General features: G+C 65.4%; 12 protein-coding genes and 1 pseudogene. 8 read left to right on the top strand and 5 right to left on the bottom strand.

Annotation, left to right across the window (positions count from 1 at the left end):
• The coding region (locus tag V7D81_RS21050; protein ID WP_324319994.1) for a TonB-dependent receptor plug domain-containing protein at nucleotides 1–1,139 on the bottom strand (1,139 nt) is incomplete at its 3' end.
• Between the two features lie 450 nt (nucleotides 1,140–1,589).
• Between V7D81_RS21050 and V7D81_RS21045 the strand changes: the two genes are divergently transcribed.
• From V7D81_RS21045 to V7D81_RS21010, 8 genes are all read left to right on the top strand, one after another.
• Nucleotides 1,590–3,710, top strand: a complete 2,121-nt coding sequence (locus V7D81_RS21045; protein WP_324319992.1) for a 3-hydroxyacyl-CoA dehydrogenase NAD-binding domain-containing protein — start codon at nucleotides 1,590–1,592, stop codon at nucleotides 3,708–3,710.
• 247 nt (nucleotides 3,711–3,957) lie between these two features.
• Entirely contained in the window at nucleotides 3,958–4,929 is a 972-nt protein-coding gene (locus tag V7D81_RS21040) for an ABC transporter permease (RefSeq protein ID WP_324319990.1), read from the top strand.
• Nucleotides 4,926–5,837 carry an ABC transporter permease gene (locus V7D81_RS21035; protein WP_324319988.1) on the top strand — a complete coding sequence of 304 codons (912 nt, stop codon included), beginning with the start codon at nucleotides 4,926–4,928 and terminating at the stop codon, nucleotides 5,835–5,837. Before V7D81_RS21040 ends, V7D81_RS21035 begins: the two co-directional genes overlap by 4 nt.
• Complete coding sequence (locus V7D81_RS21030) at nucleotides 5,834–7,552, top strand: ABC transporter substrate-binding protein (protein WP_324319986.1); 1,719 nt, start codon at nucleotides 5,834–5,836, stop codon at nucleotides 7,550–7,552. The genes V7D81_RS21035 and V7D81_RS21030 overlap by 4 nt, the downstream gene beginning before the upstream one ends.
• Nucleotides 7,549–8,514: an ABC transporter ATP-binding protein gene (locus V7D81_RS21025; RefSeq protein ID WP_324319984.1), complete on the top strand. Its 966-nt coding sequence runs from the start codon at nucleotides 7,549–7,551 to the stop codon at nucleotides 8,512–8,514. Before V7D81_RS21030 ends, V7D81_RS21025 begins: the two co-directional genes overlap by 4 nt.
• Entirely contained in the window at nucleotides 8,501–9,511 is a 1,011-nt protein-coding gene (locus V7D81_RS21020; RefSeq protein ID WP_324319982.1) for an ABC transporter ATP-binding protein, read from the top strand. Before V7D81_RS21025 ends, V7D81_RS21020 begins: the two co-directional genes overlap by 14 nt.
• Nucleotides 9,512–9,540: 29 nt before the next feature.
• On the top strand, nucleotides 9,541–10,647 hold the full coding sequence (locus tag V7D81_RS21015) for an alpha/beta hydrolase (RefSeq protein WP_324319980.1): 1,107 nt from the start codon (nucleotides 9,541–9,543) through the stop codon (nucleotides 10,645–10,647).
• The gene (locus V7D81_RS21010; protein WP_324319978.1) at nucleotides 10,644–11,540 is read left to right on the top strand and encodes an alpha/beta hydrolase; all 897 of its coding nucleotides are present in this window, start codon (nucleotides 10,644–10,646) and stop codon (nucleotides 11,538–11,540) included. Before V7D81_RS21015 ends, V7D81_RS21010 begins: the two co-directional genes overlap by 4 nt.
• Nucleotides 11,541–11,611: 71 nt before the next feature.
• Here the strand turns inward: V7D81_RS21010 and V7D81_RS21005 are convergent, their stop codons facing one another.
• The 4 genes and pseudogenes from V7D81_RS21005 to V7D81_RS20990 form a co-directional block, all read right to left on the bottom strand.
• Nucleotides 11,612–12,394, bottom strand: coding sequence for a TonB-dependent receptor domain-containing protein (locus V7D81_RS21005; RefSeq protein ID WP_324319976.1), 783 nt, complete (start codon nucleotides 12,392–12,394; stop codon nucleotides 11,612–11,614).
• A pseudogene (locus V7D81_RS21000) lies at nucleotides 12,391–13,320 on the bottom strand (TonB-dependent receptor domain-containing protein); the annotation flags it as partial. The pseudogene V7D81_RS21000 and the gene V7D81_RS21005, both read right to left, overlap by 4 nt.
• Nucleotides 13,242–13,733: an RNA polymerase sigma factor gene (locus tag V7D81_RS20995; RefSeq protein ID WP_324319996.1), complete on the bottom strand. Its 492-nt coding sequence runs from the start codon at nucleotides 13,731–13,733 to the stop codon at nucleotides 13,242–13,244. The gene V7D81_RS20995 and the pseudogene V7D81_RS21000, both read right to left, overlap by 79 nt.
• Before the next feature lie 182 nt (nucleotides 13,734–13,915).
• Nucleotides 13,916–14,170, bottom strand: coding sequence for a hypothetical protein (locus V7D81_RS20990; protein ID WP_324319974.1), 255 nt, complete (start codon nucleotides 14,168–14,170; stop codon nucleotides 13,916–13,918).
• Nucleotides 14,171–14,374 lie beyond the last annotated feature (204 nt).

The following is a 14,374-nucleotide window of genomic DNA, read 5'->3' as shown; positions in this document are numbered from 1 at the left end:
TCACGATCGGCAATGCCGTCGCCATTGGCATCCAGCGCGAACAGCGGCTGACCCGCATTGTTCATGGCCCTGAACGGATTGCCGGGATGGTAGCCGGGAATGACGCCATTGGTGAGCATCTGGTGGACGGCCTTCGCGTTCGCGCCGAAGTCGACCGGCGAGCCACGGCGGGTGTCCGTGCGCTGATTGAAGATCGTCTCGACGTTGAACGTCACGCGATCACCGAACTTGTGATCGTAGTGGAGATAGGCCTTGGTGGCGTCCAGTTCCGGCTGAAAGTCCCAGAACTCGCCGTAGTAGAACGAGCAGCTGGAGGAGCCGTTCGCGCCCGGAGCCACGGTGCCGAAAGGACGGTTGCCCGGGATGGAATGGCGATTGCCCGGGTTGTTGGTCTGGTTGCCGCAGGTGGGATCGGCGAGCGAGATGCTCGTGCCGGTGAGCACACCATTCGCGTCGCGCTGCGGCACGAGGTATGAACCCGGGTGACCCGCGCCCGATACCGTCGGGGCGATATCCGTGTACTTGGGAATATCGGAAGCGAAGACGGCCGCGCGGTTCTGCAGCTCGATGGAGAACACCATGTTGTCGGTGTCGGTGCTGAAACCGCCCATGATGCCGAACAGCGACTCGGCGCCGCCGCCATCTTCACGCTCGCGATAGTCAGCCATCACCTCGATGCCGTTGAATCGCGTGGTCGGCACGAAGTTCTGCACGCCCGCGATGGCGTTGCTGCCATAGAGGGCCGAAGCGCCATCCAGCAGGGTCTCGATGCGTTCGATGGCCATCTGCGGATAGCCGAAATTGGCATCGGTCAGTGTGCGCTTGCCGTCCATCAGATTCAACGTTGCGCCGGACCCGAGGCCGCGCAGGTTGCTGTAGGTGATCGTACCGTCGGTCAGCTGGCCGCCCGCCAGGTAGTTCTGCACCCGGTTGACGCCGAAATTGAACGTCTGGTTGAAGAGGGTCTCGCCGATCTTCGCGGCGCCGGTCTCGGCGAGCGTCTGGTTCGACACCACATCGAGCGGCGAACTCATCTCGAAACTGTCGCGCCGGATGAACGAGCCGGTAACGATGATCTCTTCCAGGCTGCCCTCCGCGGCCTGCACCATGGTCGGCGTGACGACGCAAGGCGCCAGCAAGAGCACCGTGTGGCTCAGGGACTTCCATGGACGAGCTTTGCAAGATTTCTTCACAGCGATCCTCCCCATATGACTCTGACTTGATTGCCTGCATGCGCAGGCGATTGCGATCCCGGAGTTTTTTCCGGCCTTCGTGCCCATTCGCGACGTTCGAGATGCGTCGCATGAATCTGAGCTGACGTTCCTTCGTCATTCTGCAGTCCGGCATGTCCGGTCGTTCATCAATCTGCGAATATCCCCGATCACTCTTGCGAATCGGACCTCACACGTCGGTGGAGTCGTCAACCACTTGCGCCGTTGATCTGTCCGGTCTGCCATTGCGCACCGGGTCAGCGGCGGCCTCGCTCCCGAATTTGAATTGACGGTTTGCCAACCTGGGGACGCCTGATACTGTCGCCGACCCATGCAACCGTGCCTGCCCGCCCTCACTGCACTCAGCCAAGAACCGACATGACACTTATTGACTACTGCCTGGAAGGACCGATCGCAGTCATCGCTTTCGGCGACGCACCGGTCAACGCCCTCAGCCATGCCACCCGCGAAGGCATCGCGGCCGCGCTCGAACGCGCCGTCGCCGACCCGGCCGTCCGGGCGATCGTGCTCACCGGACGCAATCGCACGTTCTGCGCCGGCGCCGACATCCGCGAGTTCAATACGCCGGCGGCGACGCGCCATCCGATCTCCGGCGAGGTCGCCCGGATGATCGAATCGAGCCCGAAACCGGTGGTAGCGGCCATCACCGGCAGCGCGCTCGGCGGCGGGCTGGAACTGGCGCTGGGCTGCCACTATCGCGTCGCTGCCGCCGACGCGCTGCTCGGGCTGCCGGAAATCAAGCTCGGAATCATGCCCGGCGCCGGTGGCACCCAGCGCCTGCCGCGACTCGCGGGTCTCGCGACGGCGCTCGACATGATCCTGAGCGGCGATCCGGTTGCAGCGCGGCAACTGGATCGCGCGCCGCTGCTGGATCGCACGGTCGCAGGCGACCCCTTGCCGGCGGCGATCGAATTCGCCTCCGCACTGATCGAGCGCGGCGAGTCCCCGCGACGCACGCGCGATCTGCAGGTGACGGACGGGAATGCCGCGGCACTGCTGCAGGCCGCCCGCGCGAAAGTCCGCAAGCGATCGACGCACGAGCCGTCGCCCATGCACTGCATCGCAGCGATCGAAGCGGCGCTGGAAATGCCCATTGCCGACGGGCTCGCCTTCGAGCGCTCATTGTTCATGGAACTGGTGCAGACGCCCCAGTCGAAGGCGTTGCGTCACGTGTTCTTCGCCGAACGCACGGCCGCACGGATCGCTGACGTGCCCTCCTCGACGCCGACCCGCGCGATCGCCTCGGCGGCCGTCATCGGTGCGGGCACCATGGGCGGCGGCATCGCCATGTGCTTCCTGAACGCCGGCATTCCGGTGGCGCTGCTGGAAATGAATGCGCAGGCCCTCGATCGCGGCGTGGCGCGCATCCGCGAGACCTACGCAAGCCAGGTGCAGCGCAACCGGATTTCCGCCGCCGACGCCGAGCGGCGCCTCGCCCTGCTCACGCCCGTGCTGTCGTACGAGGCAATCGCAAACGCCGACATCGTCATCGAAGCGGTGTTCGAGGAAATTTCCGTCAAGGAAGCCGTCTTTGCGCAGCTCGACCGGGTCATGAAGCCGGGCGCCATCCTCGCCACCAACACATCGACGCTCGACGTCGATCGCATTGCGCGCGTCACCCGACGTCCGCACGACGTCATCGGCATGCACTTCTTCAGTCCGGCCAATGTCATGCGCCTGCTCGAGGTCGTCCGCGGCGCTGCGACCGCGAAGGACGTGCTCGCAACGGCGATGAAACTGGGCAGGACGCTGAAGAAGGTCGCCGTCGTCGCCGGGGTCTGCGACGGCTTCATCGGCAATCGCATGATCGCGGGGGTCGGTCGCCAGACCACGTTGCTGATCGAGGAAGGCGCATCGCCGCAGCAGGTCGACGCGACGATGGAGGCCTTCGGCTATGCCATGGGTCCGTTTCGCGTCGGCGATCTCGCCGGTCACGACATCGGCTGGGCGATCCGCAAGGGCTACTACGCCGAGCAGCCCGCACTGCGCGAGCGGCCGAACATCAGCGACCGGCTGTGCGAACTCGGCCGGTTCGGCCAGAAGACGCTGGCAGGCTGGTACGACTACAAGCGGGGTGATCGCACGCCCCACCCTTCCGCCGTCACCGCGGAACTGCTCGCGGCGCATCGCAGGCAACTCGGCATCGAGCCGCGATCGATGGATGAGCAGGAGATCATCGACCGCATCGTGTATGCGCTCATCAATGAAGGCGCAAGAATCCTGGAAGAAGGCATCGCCGCGCGCGCCTCCGACATCGATGTCGTCTACGTCACCGGCTACGGATTTCCGGCGTGGCGCGGCGGCCCGATGTTCCATGCCGACACCGTCGGGCTCGATCGCGTGGTGCAGCGCATGGGCGAGCTTGCCCGCAATCCGCACGACGACGCCGCCTTCTGGACGCCCGCTCCGCTGCTCGCGCGGCTTGCCGCTGCGGGCAGCTCGTTCCAGGCATTCGATCGCGAACAGGCGACGTCATGAGACGTCATGAGGCGCGATCGTGATCGAAAATCAGTCACTTGACTGGCTCGCAGGCTCCGCACGCAAGGCAAGGCTCGTACCCTGCCCTTCTTAATGTTACTTTCCGCCCGGTACGATACTCTCCGTCATCGCCGCTTGCCGGATCGACTGGATCTTCGCGTACAGTAGGGCGGAAGCGGATAGCGGATCTTCATCGGGGGAAAACTCAAATGAGCCACAGGTGCCTGTCTGCGGCAGGTCCTCGCGCATGTCGAGGGCCCGTCGAACGATGAATGATTTCGTCATCCGTCGCTGCCTGGCGCTGATTCCTACGCTGTTCTTCGCCAGCCTCATCATCTTCTGCGCCATACGCCTGATTCCCGGCGACGTGATCGATCTGATGCTGGCGCAGAACGACGTCGCCAGCAGTGCCGATCGCGACAGTCTCCGGGCGGCGCTCGGCATGGACCGGCCCGTCATCGAACAGTACTTCAGCTGGGCGGGACACGCGCTCACCGGCGATCTCGGTCAATCGCTGTGGCAGAACGAGCCAGTAGCTGACCTCATTGCCCAGCGGTTGCCCGTGACGCTCGAACTCGGCGCGCTGGCCATCCTCGTTTCGATCACCGTGGGCGTGTCGATCGGGGTTTACTCCGCGGTACGGCAGGACACCGCAGGCGACTACATCGCGCGCTCGTTCTCGCTGCTGATGCTGTCGGTGCCGGGATTCTGGCTGGCCACGCTGGTCATGGTGTTTCCGTCGGTCTGGTGGCGCTGGTCGCCCGCACTCGAATTCACGCCGCTGTTCGTCGATCCCGTCCGCAACCTCACCCACATCCTGGTTCCCGCGGTGCTGCTCGGCCTTTCGCTGTCCGGCATCACGATGCGCATGACGCGCACGATGATGCTCGACGTGCTGCGGCAGGACTACATCCGCACCGCGCGCGCGAAGGGACTGAAGGAAAGCGCCGTGATCTTCCGTCACGCCCTGCGCAACAGTCTCATTCCCGTCGTCACGCTGGTGGGATTGCAGGCGCCGCTGCTGATCGGCGGCGCGGTGATCTTCGAGCAGATCTTCGCGCTGCCCGGCATGGGCGCGCTGCTGCTGGACGCGGTATTCCAGCGCGACTATCCCGTCGTGACGGGCGTGTTCCTGGTGGTCGGCGTCACCGTGCTGTTCATCAATCTCGCCGTCGATCTTGCCTACGGCTATCTCGATCCGCGGGTGCGCGGCCAATGAGCGCAAACGTTCCCACCGCGTCCGCGACGACCGTCGAGCCGACGAGCGATCGGCCGCCGCACGCACTCTCGAGTTTCCTGCGACGCCTGGCGCGCGAGAAGCCGCTGGGCCTCGCCGGCGGGATCGTGTTCGTGCTGCTCTTCGTTTTCTGCGTGCTGGCGCAAGTGATCGCCCCCTTCGATGTGAACGACACCAGCCTGGTGCGCCGCCTCGAAGCGCCTTCGTGGAATCACCTCATGGGAACCGACCATCTCGGGCGCGACGTCTTTTCCCGCGTGCTGGTCGGCGGCCAGATATCGATGATCGTGGCGGTGCTGGCGTCCGCGCTGTCGGTCGTGGTGTCGGTCGTGCTCGGCATGATCGCCGGCTATTTCGGCGGTCGCACCGACATGATCACCCAGCGTTTCGTCGATGCGTGGATGATCTTTCCGGACCTGATCCTGCTCATCGTCGTGATCTCGGTGCTCGGCCCCGGCGCGCCGCAGACCGTGATCGTCCTGGGTCTGCTCTATGGCATCGCGGGCTCGCGCATCGTGCGCGGCGCAGTGATGACGGTACGCGAGATGACCTACACGCGTGCCGCGCAGACGATCGGCGCTTCGTGGTGGCACATTCTCTGGCGGCACATCCTGCCGAACATCGCGCCGGTCGTGATCCTGCTGTTCACTGCCCGCATCGGCGCCGTGATCCTCGCGGAGGCCGGCCTGTCGTTCCTGGGTCTGGGCATTCCGCCGCCCGCACCGACCTGGGGTTCCATGCTCAGCGGGACGGGGCGCTCATATATGTATATCGCCCCGTGGCTGGCGATTGCGCCGGGCCTGTGTCTCACCGTCGTGGTCTATTCGATCAACATGTTCGGCGATGCGATGCGCGACCTCCTCGATCCGCGCCTGCGGGGTACGCGATGAAACGAGCACTCGCCCTTCTTGGCATCGGCCTGGCGGTCTGCGCGCTTGCCGCCTGCGGCCCGCCGCGCTGGGAGAAGATTCCCGAGCCGAGCCCCGCCGATGCGCCGCAGTACGGCGGCGAGCTGAACATCGGCACGATGTTCGTGACGCTCTCGGCGCTGTCGTGGGATCCGGCGGACTGGACGTGGAAGGCGAGCCACGACACCGGCATGGTGCGCGAACAGCTGTTCGCCGCCGACATGTCGCATGCGGTGAGTCGCGGCGGGCCGCTGCATCTCACGCTCGACGCCTACATTCCTCCCGCGGCGCTGCGTGGCGAGCTGGCGGAGCGCTGGCACTGGGAAGATCCGCTCACCTTCGTCGTCGAGCTGCGGCACGGCGTGATGTTTCCGGACAAGCCGGGCGTGATGAAGGCGCGCGAGCTGGAGGCCGAGGACGTCGTGCAGACGTTCAACTACATCAACACCAGTCCGCGCAAGATCGCGACCTACTATGACTTCGTCGATCGCGTCGAAGCGCGCGACGCCCACACCGTGGTCTTCCATCTCAAGGAATTCAACGCGGAGCTGGAGTACCGCTTCGGCTACGGCTACTACTCCGGCATCATTCCGCGCGAGGCGCTCGCCGTCGATCAGCGCGACTGGCGCAACGTGACCGGCACCGGCCCGTTCATGCTCGACCGTTATCTGAACGGCAACGTGCAGAGTTTCAAGCGCAATCCGGACTACTGGGACACGGAAAAGATCGGCGGTCGCGAACATCAGCTGCCGTACGTCGACCGCGTCACCTATCGCATCATCAAGGACGAGGCGAACTTCATCACCGCGCTGCGCACCGGCAAGCTGGATATGCTGGAGGCCATCCGCTGGACCATGGCGCGGCATCTCATGGAGTCCACGCCGGAACTGCAATGGAACCGCCGTCTCTACGCAGCAGGCACCTTCATCGCCCTGCGCACGGACCAGCCGCCGCTCAACGACGTGCGGGTGCGCCGCGCACTGAACATGGCCCTCGACCGCAACGACATGCTGAAGCTGCTCTACGAAGGACAGGGCGAGCTGATGGCCTTCCCGCAGCACCCGGACTTCGGCGAGTACTTCCAGCCGCTGTCGGACATGCCGGCGAGCGTGCAGGAGCAATTCACGTACAACCCGGAGAAGGCGCGCGCGCTGCTGGCCGAAGCCGGTTTCGCGGACGGTTTCGATCTCAACATCCAGGTGTGCGCCTGCAATCCCGGCCACATGGACGGGATCCCGCTGATCGCCGACTACTGGCGGCGCATCGGCGTGCGCACCACGATCCAGCCGCTGGAATATGCCGCCTTTCTTTCGGCGATGACGACGCGCACGCACGGACCGGCCTACATGATGGACACGGGGCACGTGAATCCCACGACGACCCTGCGCAAGAACTTCATGACCGGCAGCATCTGGAATGCAGCGGCCTACAGCAATCCGCAGTTCGACGCCGACCTCAACCGCCTCATGGCCATGCACGACGAAGGCAAACGCCTGCAGCTGGCGCGCGAACTCACCGTCCGGGTCATGGACGATGCGCCCTACGTCTGGCTGCCGACTCCTTATCTCTTCACGGCGTGGTGGCCGTGGGTACGCAACTACGCCGGCGAACTGAATGCGGGCGCCGCCCGGCCGGGGCCGGTGTACGCGCGGATATGGATCGATCACGAACTCAAGCACAAGATGGGGTTCGAGTGACTGCCCTCCTCGACGTCCGCGACCTGTCCGTCACGTTCCGCACCGAACACGGGCCGCTGCGCGCCGTGGATGGAGTGTCGTTCCAGGTCGCGCGCGGCGAGACGCTGGCGATCGTCGGCGAGAGCGGCTCGGGCAAGAGCGTCACGGCACTGGCGCTGCTCGGTCTGCTCGGCAACGCCGCGACCGTGGAGGGCGCCGGCGTGATGTTCGACGATTGCGATCTGACCGCGCTGACTCCCGAGGCCATGCGCCGGATCAGGGGCAACCGGATCGCGATGGTGTTCCAGGAACCGATGTCGTCCCTGAATCCCGTTCTCACGGTGGGCGAACAGATCGCCGAGCCCATCCGCCTGCACAAGAAAGCGAGCAAGGCCGAGGCGCTGCGCATGGCGGCGGGCCTGCTGGAGAAAGTGTCCATCCCCGACGCCGCCGCGCGCCTGAAGGAATATCCGCACCAGTTCTCCGGCGGCATGCGGCAACGCGTATTGATCGCGATGGCGCTGGCCTGCCAGCCGGCGCTCATCGTGGCGGATGAACCGACGACGGCGCTGGATGTGACGGTGCAGGCGCAGATCCTGGACCTGCTGCGGCAGCTGACCCGGGAATCGGGCGCCGCGCTGGTATTGATCACGCACGATCTCGGCGTCGTTGCCCGCTACGCAGACCGCGTGGCGGTGATGTATGCGGGACGCATCGTCGAAAGCGCGTCGGTGCGCGACCTGTTTCGCGATCCGCGCCATCCCTACACGCGCGGACTGATGGCGTCATCGCCGCGGCTGGCGGTCGAGGCCAAGACCGCGATGGCCACCATTGCAGGCCAGCCGCCCGATCTCGCGCGTCTGCCGGCGGGATGCAGCTTCGCGCCGCGCTGCCCGGATGCGCACGCGCGCTGCCTGGTCGAGCGTCCGATGCTCGAGGTGGTTTCGCCTGGCCGAGTGAGTGCATGCCATGGCCCAGCGTGAGATGCCCGACGTGAATGCCGCCGCCGATACGCCGCTGCTGCGCGTGGAGGATCTCAAGGTCCATTTCCCGGTGTATGCGGGCGCGATCCTGCCGCGACAGACCGGATCGGTGAAGGCCGTCGACGGCGTGTCGTTCGAGATCCGCCGCGGCGAGACGTTCGCGATCGTCGGCGAAAGCGGCTGCGGCAAGTCGTCGATGGCGATGGCCGTGCTTGGCATGCTGCCGAAGACGTCGGGCCGCATCATCTTCGACGGCACCGACATCACGGATTTCAGTGCGGAACGCATGCGGCCGATCCGCCGGCGCATGCAGACGGTGTTCCAGGACCCGTTCTCCTCGCTCAACCCGCGCATGAAAGTGGGCGACATCATCGCCGAGCCGCTGGTAGTGCATCGCGCTGCGCAGGATCCGGGTGCCAGACGCGCACGCGTGGCCGAGCTGATGGCGCTGGTCGGTTTGCTGCCGCAGATGGCGCACCGTTATCCGCACGAATTCTCCGGCGGGCAGCGTCAACGCATCAGCATTGCGCGCGCGCTGGCGCTGGAGCCGGATCTCGTCATCTGCGACGAGGCGGTGGCGGCGCTCGACGTCTCGATCCAGGCGCAGATCCTGAACCTGCTCATGGATCTGCAGCGGCGGCTCGGCCTCGCCTATCTGTTCATCTCGCACGATCTGTCCGTGGTGCGTCACATCAGCGACCGCATCGGCGTGATGTATCTCGGCAGGATGGTCGAGACGGGCAGCCGCGAGGCGCTGTTCGCTTCGCCGCAGCACCCGTATACGCAGGCGCTGCTCGCTGCCGTTCCGGTGCCGGATCCGGAAGCGGTCGCGCCGCCGCCGTCCAGCCTGCTGCGCGGCGAACCGCCCAGCGCACGCAATCCGCCCGCCGGCTGCCGTTTTCATCCGCGCTGCGTCCATGCCATGCCGAAGTGCAAGGACGAAGAACCGGCGCTGCGACACCATGGCGCGACCGAGGCGGCCTGCCATCTCGTCTGAGCATCCGCTCGCGAAACGGGGAATGAATGATGCCTTCATATCGACACCGCAGGGCCCTCATCGCCATTGGCGCGCTCTTCGCGGCCGGCCCGGCGTTCGCGCAGATCAATACCGACATCATCGAAAAACATCGCGCGGATCTCGCCCGGCAAGGCAGCGATCCGGACATGAAGCGCGATGCCACGCAGCCGCGCGACTGGAACTATGACCTGCCGCAGGGCGTGACCACGCGGGTGGTGACGTTCTACGTGGATGGCGGCACGGCGCTGCACGGCAAGCTGTTCCTGCCGCGCGGCTTCTCGGCGAAGGGCAGCTGGCCGGCAGTCGTCGTCGGTCATGGCATCAATGCGCTGTCGATCGGCATCGAGAAATATGCGGCGCGCTTCGCCGATCGCGGCCTGGTCGCGATGGCGATCGACTATCAGAGCTACGGCTTCAGCCACAGCGGCTCCGATGACATCCGCCTGCTCGAACCCGATCCGACCACCGATGCCAGTGCGGTCACCGACCGGCACCTGCGCATCGTCATGAAGCGCACCAACCTCAACAACGTGCACGAGGTGGACGATTTCCGCGCCGCGATTTCCTTCCTGCAGGGCGAGCCTGGCGTCGATGCGGAGCGCATCGGCATCTGGGGATCCAGCAATGGCGGCGCCATCGTGATGGCGGTATCCGCCGTCGATGCGCGCGTCAAGGCCTGCGTCGCCCAGGTGATCGGCACGCGGCCCATGCCGCGCCAGCCGGTGGCGATCGCGGATGCGAACATGGAGGACGCCATCGTCCGCGTGCGAACGGGACAGGGCGCAGAAACCGAAGCGGGCTTTTCGTTCCGCACCTACGTCGATCGCTGGTACCTGACGCGCAACCGGGACGTTCAGCCCGGCGCATGGCTCGATCAGATTCCAAAGACCAACCACGTGCTGTTCGTGCCGGCGGAAAAGGACGAACTCACGCGCGGCGATTCGGGCGCCGTGGAAGCGGCGAAATTCCTCACCGGGCGCGGCGTCACCGCGCAGGTCGCGACGCTGCCCGATCTCACGCACTTCCAGGCGTATTCGTACACGGGCTTCGAAGTCGGCTCGACGCTCGCGGCCGACTGGTTCCTGAAGTATCTCGGCACCGGGAGCGCACGATGAAGGCGAATCTGTTCCTTGCTGCAGCCGCGCTTTCGATCGCGACTCATGCGATCACGGCACAGGCGGCCACCGAGACCGTTCACTATTACAGCGAGGCCGTGCGCTGCAACGCCAAGCTCTTCACGCCATCGAATCATGGCGCATCGTCCAGCGCCGCGGCCGTGGTGCTCGCGCCCGGCCAGGGCGAGACGCGCGCCAGCATCGAGCCGGTTGCCGAAGCACTCGCGACACGCGGCATCGTCGCGCTCGCCATCGACTATCGCGGCTGGGGCGAATGCGGCGGCTTCCTGTATTTCGGCGAGCCAGTGCGCTGGGATGACCGCATGCGCTTCTCGCAGCAGACGACGACCCTGCGCATCCGCCGCCTGCGCATCGATCCGCAGGCGCAGGTGATCGACGTCCGCAACGCGATCACGTTCCTGCAGAGCGTGCCGGGGGTAGATCGCGCGCGCATCGGCGTATGGGGCGTGGGCCTGTCAGGCGGACATGCGATCGTCACGGCCGGATCGGATGCGCGCGTCAGATCGGTCGTTGCGCAGCATCCGCTGCTGGCGGGCAAGGACGAACCGCGCGCCGCATTTGCACCGACGCCGCAGCAGCAGACGATGATGATCGCGCTGGCGCGCACCGGTGCACCGGCAGACAACCGCGCCGCCAGGACGATGAATGCGAACGAAGCGACGGTCGCGCTCGCCGAATACAAGCCGTACTGGTATCTGGAGCAGATTCCGCAGACGACGTCGGTGCTGCTCATCGCCGAAGATTCGCAGGCTGCCGCTGCGGACTCGGCCGTGAAGCAGCTCGATGGAACCGCCTCGGTGCTCAGGATCGACAAGGCGCGTCATGCCGAGGCGACCGACGCCGCGGTCGACTGGTTCGCCAGGAATCTGTAGAAGTCCTATCGCCGCGTCCGTGCATCTCCCTCCCCCGCATGCGGGGGAGGGAGACTTTCCTTCCTGACTGATTACTTCCCGCCGAACCGGTACTGCAGCTCCAGCCCGTACGTCCGTGGCGGATTCAGGTACTGGGTCGTCACCAGGTTGCCCATGGTCGCCGACGGATCGATGAAGTTCTGCGTGAACTCCAGCGACTGTCGCGTCGACGTGGAGCCGTCGTAGCCCAGCTCGTCCAGCGCATTGCGCACGAAGGCGACGATGGAATAGCGATCGTTCGCCGCCGTCCACGTCGCGCGCAGATCCAGCTGATCGTAGGCGGGCGCGAGGTAGTAGGAGCGGTTGAAGAGCGCCGTGTAGGTCTTGTCGCGCCACGAGTACGTGGCCGAGAGCAGCAGCTCTCCCGGCGAGAACTGCCACGCATAGGTGCCGTTCACGTTCACCTTGTGCTCGGGCGATTGCGGCACGCGATCACCCGCGAGACTCTGGCCGAAACCCGTGATCTGTCCCGCGACCCCGATGGGCCGGCCCGGCGGATCGCGATTCGCCTCCGGCGACTGGGCCAGCTGATCGGCGTTGTCGACCAGGCAGCACGCCTTCTGGATTTCAGGGTTCAGGTAGGCGTACGCCAGCCGCAACGTGAAGTTGTCGAAGGGCCGCCACGTCGTTTCGAGTTCGAGACCGGTCGAACGCACCTCCTCCAGGTTGGCGAATACGGTCTGGCCGGGGCCGCCGGAGGGATTCGCGATGAACACCGGCGCCTGCAGATCCGTGTAGTCGTAATAGAACACGGCCGCGTTGAACAGCAGCGTGGAGCCGAAGCTCTGCTTCCAGCCGATTTCGTACGCGTTCACCGTTTCGGGCTGCGTCGTCGGAATTCCTGGATCGCGCCGGTATTGAAGCCGCCGGCCTTGTAGCCGCGGCTGTAACGCAGATACGTCAGCGTGTCCGCATTCGGCTTCCACTCCACGCCCGCCGTTCCGGTCCAGGCGTCCCAGCTCTTGTGCAGATTGCGGACCCAGTAGCCGTCGCTCATGTCCTGGTAGGCGTTGTTGACGACGCCGTCTTCGTAGACGCCGCCATTGTCAGGACCGGTCAGCACGCCGGGCCGCATCCCCAGGATCGAGCGCGTCCAGTCGAGGGGAGCGCGGAATCCGAATTCCGGCGGCAGGTTGACGGGACACCATGTCGCGTAGGCGAAGCACGCCTGGCGCGTGCGCTCCTCGGCATCCTTCGTGTCCTTGGTGTAGCGCAGGCCGAGCGTCGTCTTCCAGGCATCCGTGATCGCGTAGTCGATCTGCGCGAAGGCCGCCCGCGATTTGACGCCGATGGTGTCCTGCGTGACGTAGATGTCGCGTGTCGCTCTGTTGTCCGGCCACGGCGACGCCTGGACACCGCCGAATGCGCCGTTGTCGGTCACGAAGGTGTCGAACTCCGGCTGGAAAGGCGCCGGAATGTGCAGTTCCTGAGCGCTGTCTTCGTCATAGACGTACGCGCCGACGATCCATTGCAGCGGTCCGTCGTTCGTCGAGGTGATGTTCAGCTCGTGGCTCGTCCAGTCGGTGTCGAGATAGGTGTAGGTCACGTAGGTGGGATAGATCGTGAAGCCCGGTACGCCCGGATAGGGATAGGACTCCATCGGCGAGTTGTCGTAGTCCGACTGCGTGTCGTAGAGATAGCCGCGCTTGCCGCCGATGTACTTCACGTCCATTCCCGGGCCGTGCCAGACGGCCTCGAACGTGATGTTGTGCGAATCGCGGAGTTCCTGTTCCTGCGGCGTGTTCGTGTTGAATTTCCACGGATCGAGATCGGTCGGGTTGGCCGATCCACCGGCCTGAGGCGATGAACCAGTTCCATCAGCTTGCCGAGCACCACCGTCTCATCGGCAGCTCGTTCGCCGTCGAGCGCGTCAGCCACATCGGCGACTTCTTCGAGGTCAACCCATTTCGACGTGCGGCTGCGCTTCTGTCGCAGCGCATGCGTGGCCGCCACATTGTGCGCCACGCGATGTATCCACGTACGCAGCGAACATTGATTCCTGTACGTCGCGAAACTGCGCCACAGCGCCACGTGCATGTCCTGGAGCAGATCCTGTCGATGGGTGGCGTTGCTCTCATAGGCGGCGGCGACCCGTGACAGCGCCGGGCCGAACTCCCGGGCGGATTGTTCGTAAAGACGGTCCTGCGCGAACATGTCGCGAGGGCGTTCCAGTCCGTCTTCGGTTCGAGAAATTGAAAGATCCATGTCCATGGTAGTCGCCGGCCGTGAGCGACTATGACATCGGGAGAGCCCGGCGACAGACCGGGGCTTCGGGGTTATCGGGCCTGGCTATTCCCGGCACCCGCCGCGATGCGAGCGAACAACGCCTCCGACCTTCAGTCCTCAGCCGCGCCACGCACTGCTGCCGTTCCGTCCCATTCGGCGTATGCGATCAAGGCTGCCTCCGACAGCTCGCCCGCGTAAAAACGCCTGGCGAATGCGAGACGTCTCTCGCGTCGACTCAATTCCGGGGGCAGGGACGACAGAACGATGGCGCGCGCCATGTCGTACATGGACGCTGCAATCCTTATCCGCTCGTCGGGCGTCATGCGCCGGTAGCGCTCATCTACCATGGCCTCGAACTCAGGCAAGGCCGCTCACATCATCCTCGCCCAGTTCTCATCCCTCCACTTCCAGTCTCTCGACCTTCCGCCAGCCGCGCGGCAGCACCGCGCCGCGCTGCGCGCGTTCGCCGCGATAGTCCTTCAGCTCCGCGTACTTGAGCGTCATCTTGCGCTCACCCGAACGCACGATGAGATTCTGGTTCGGTGCGACCACGGCGATGCCGGCAAGAA

Origin of the sequence: Povalibacter sp. (assembly GCF_036735925.1) — a bacterium.
Lineage (GTDB): Bacteria > Pseudomonadota > Gammaproteobacteria > Steroidobacterales > Steroidobacteraceae > Steroidobacter.
Note: the sequence above shows the minus strand (reverse complement) of the source record. Positions and strands in the feature narration are given on the sequence as shown.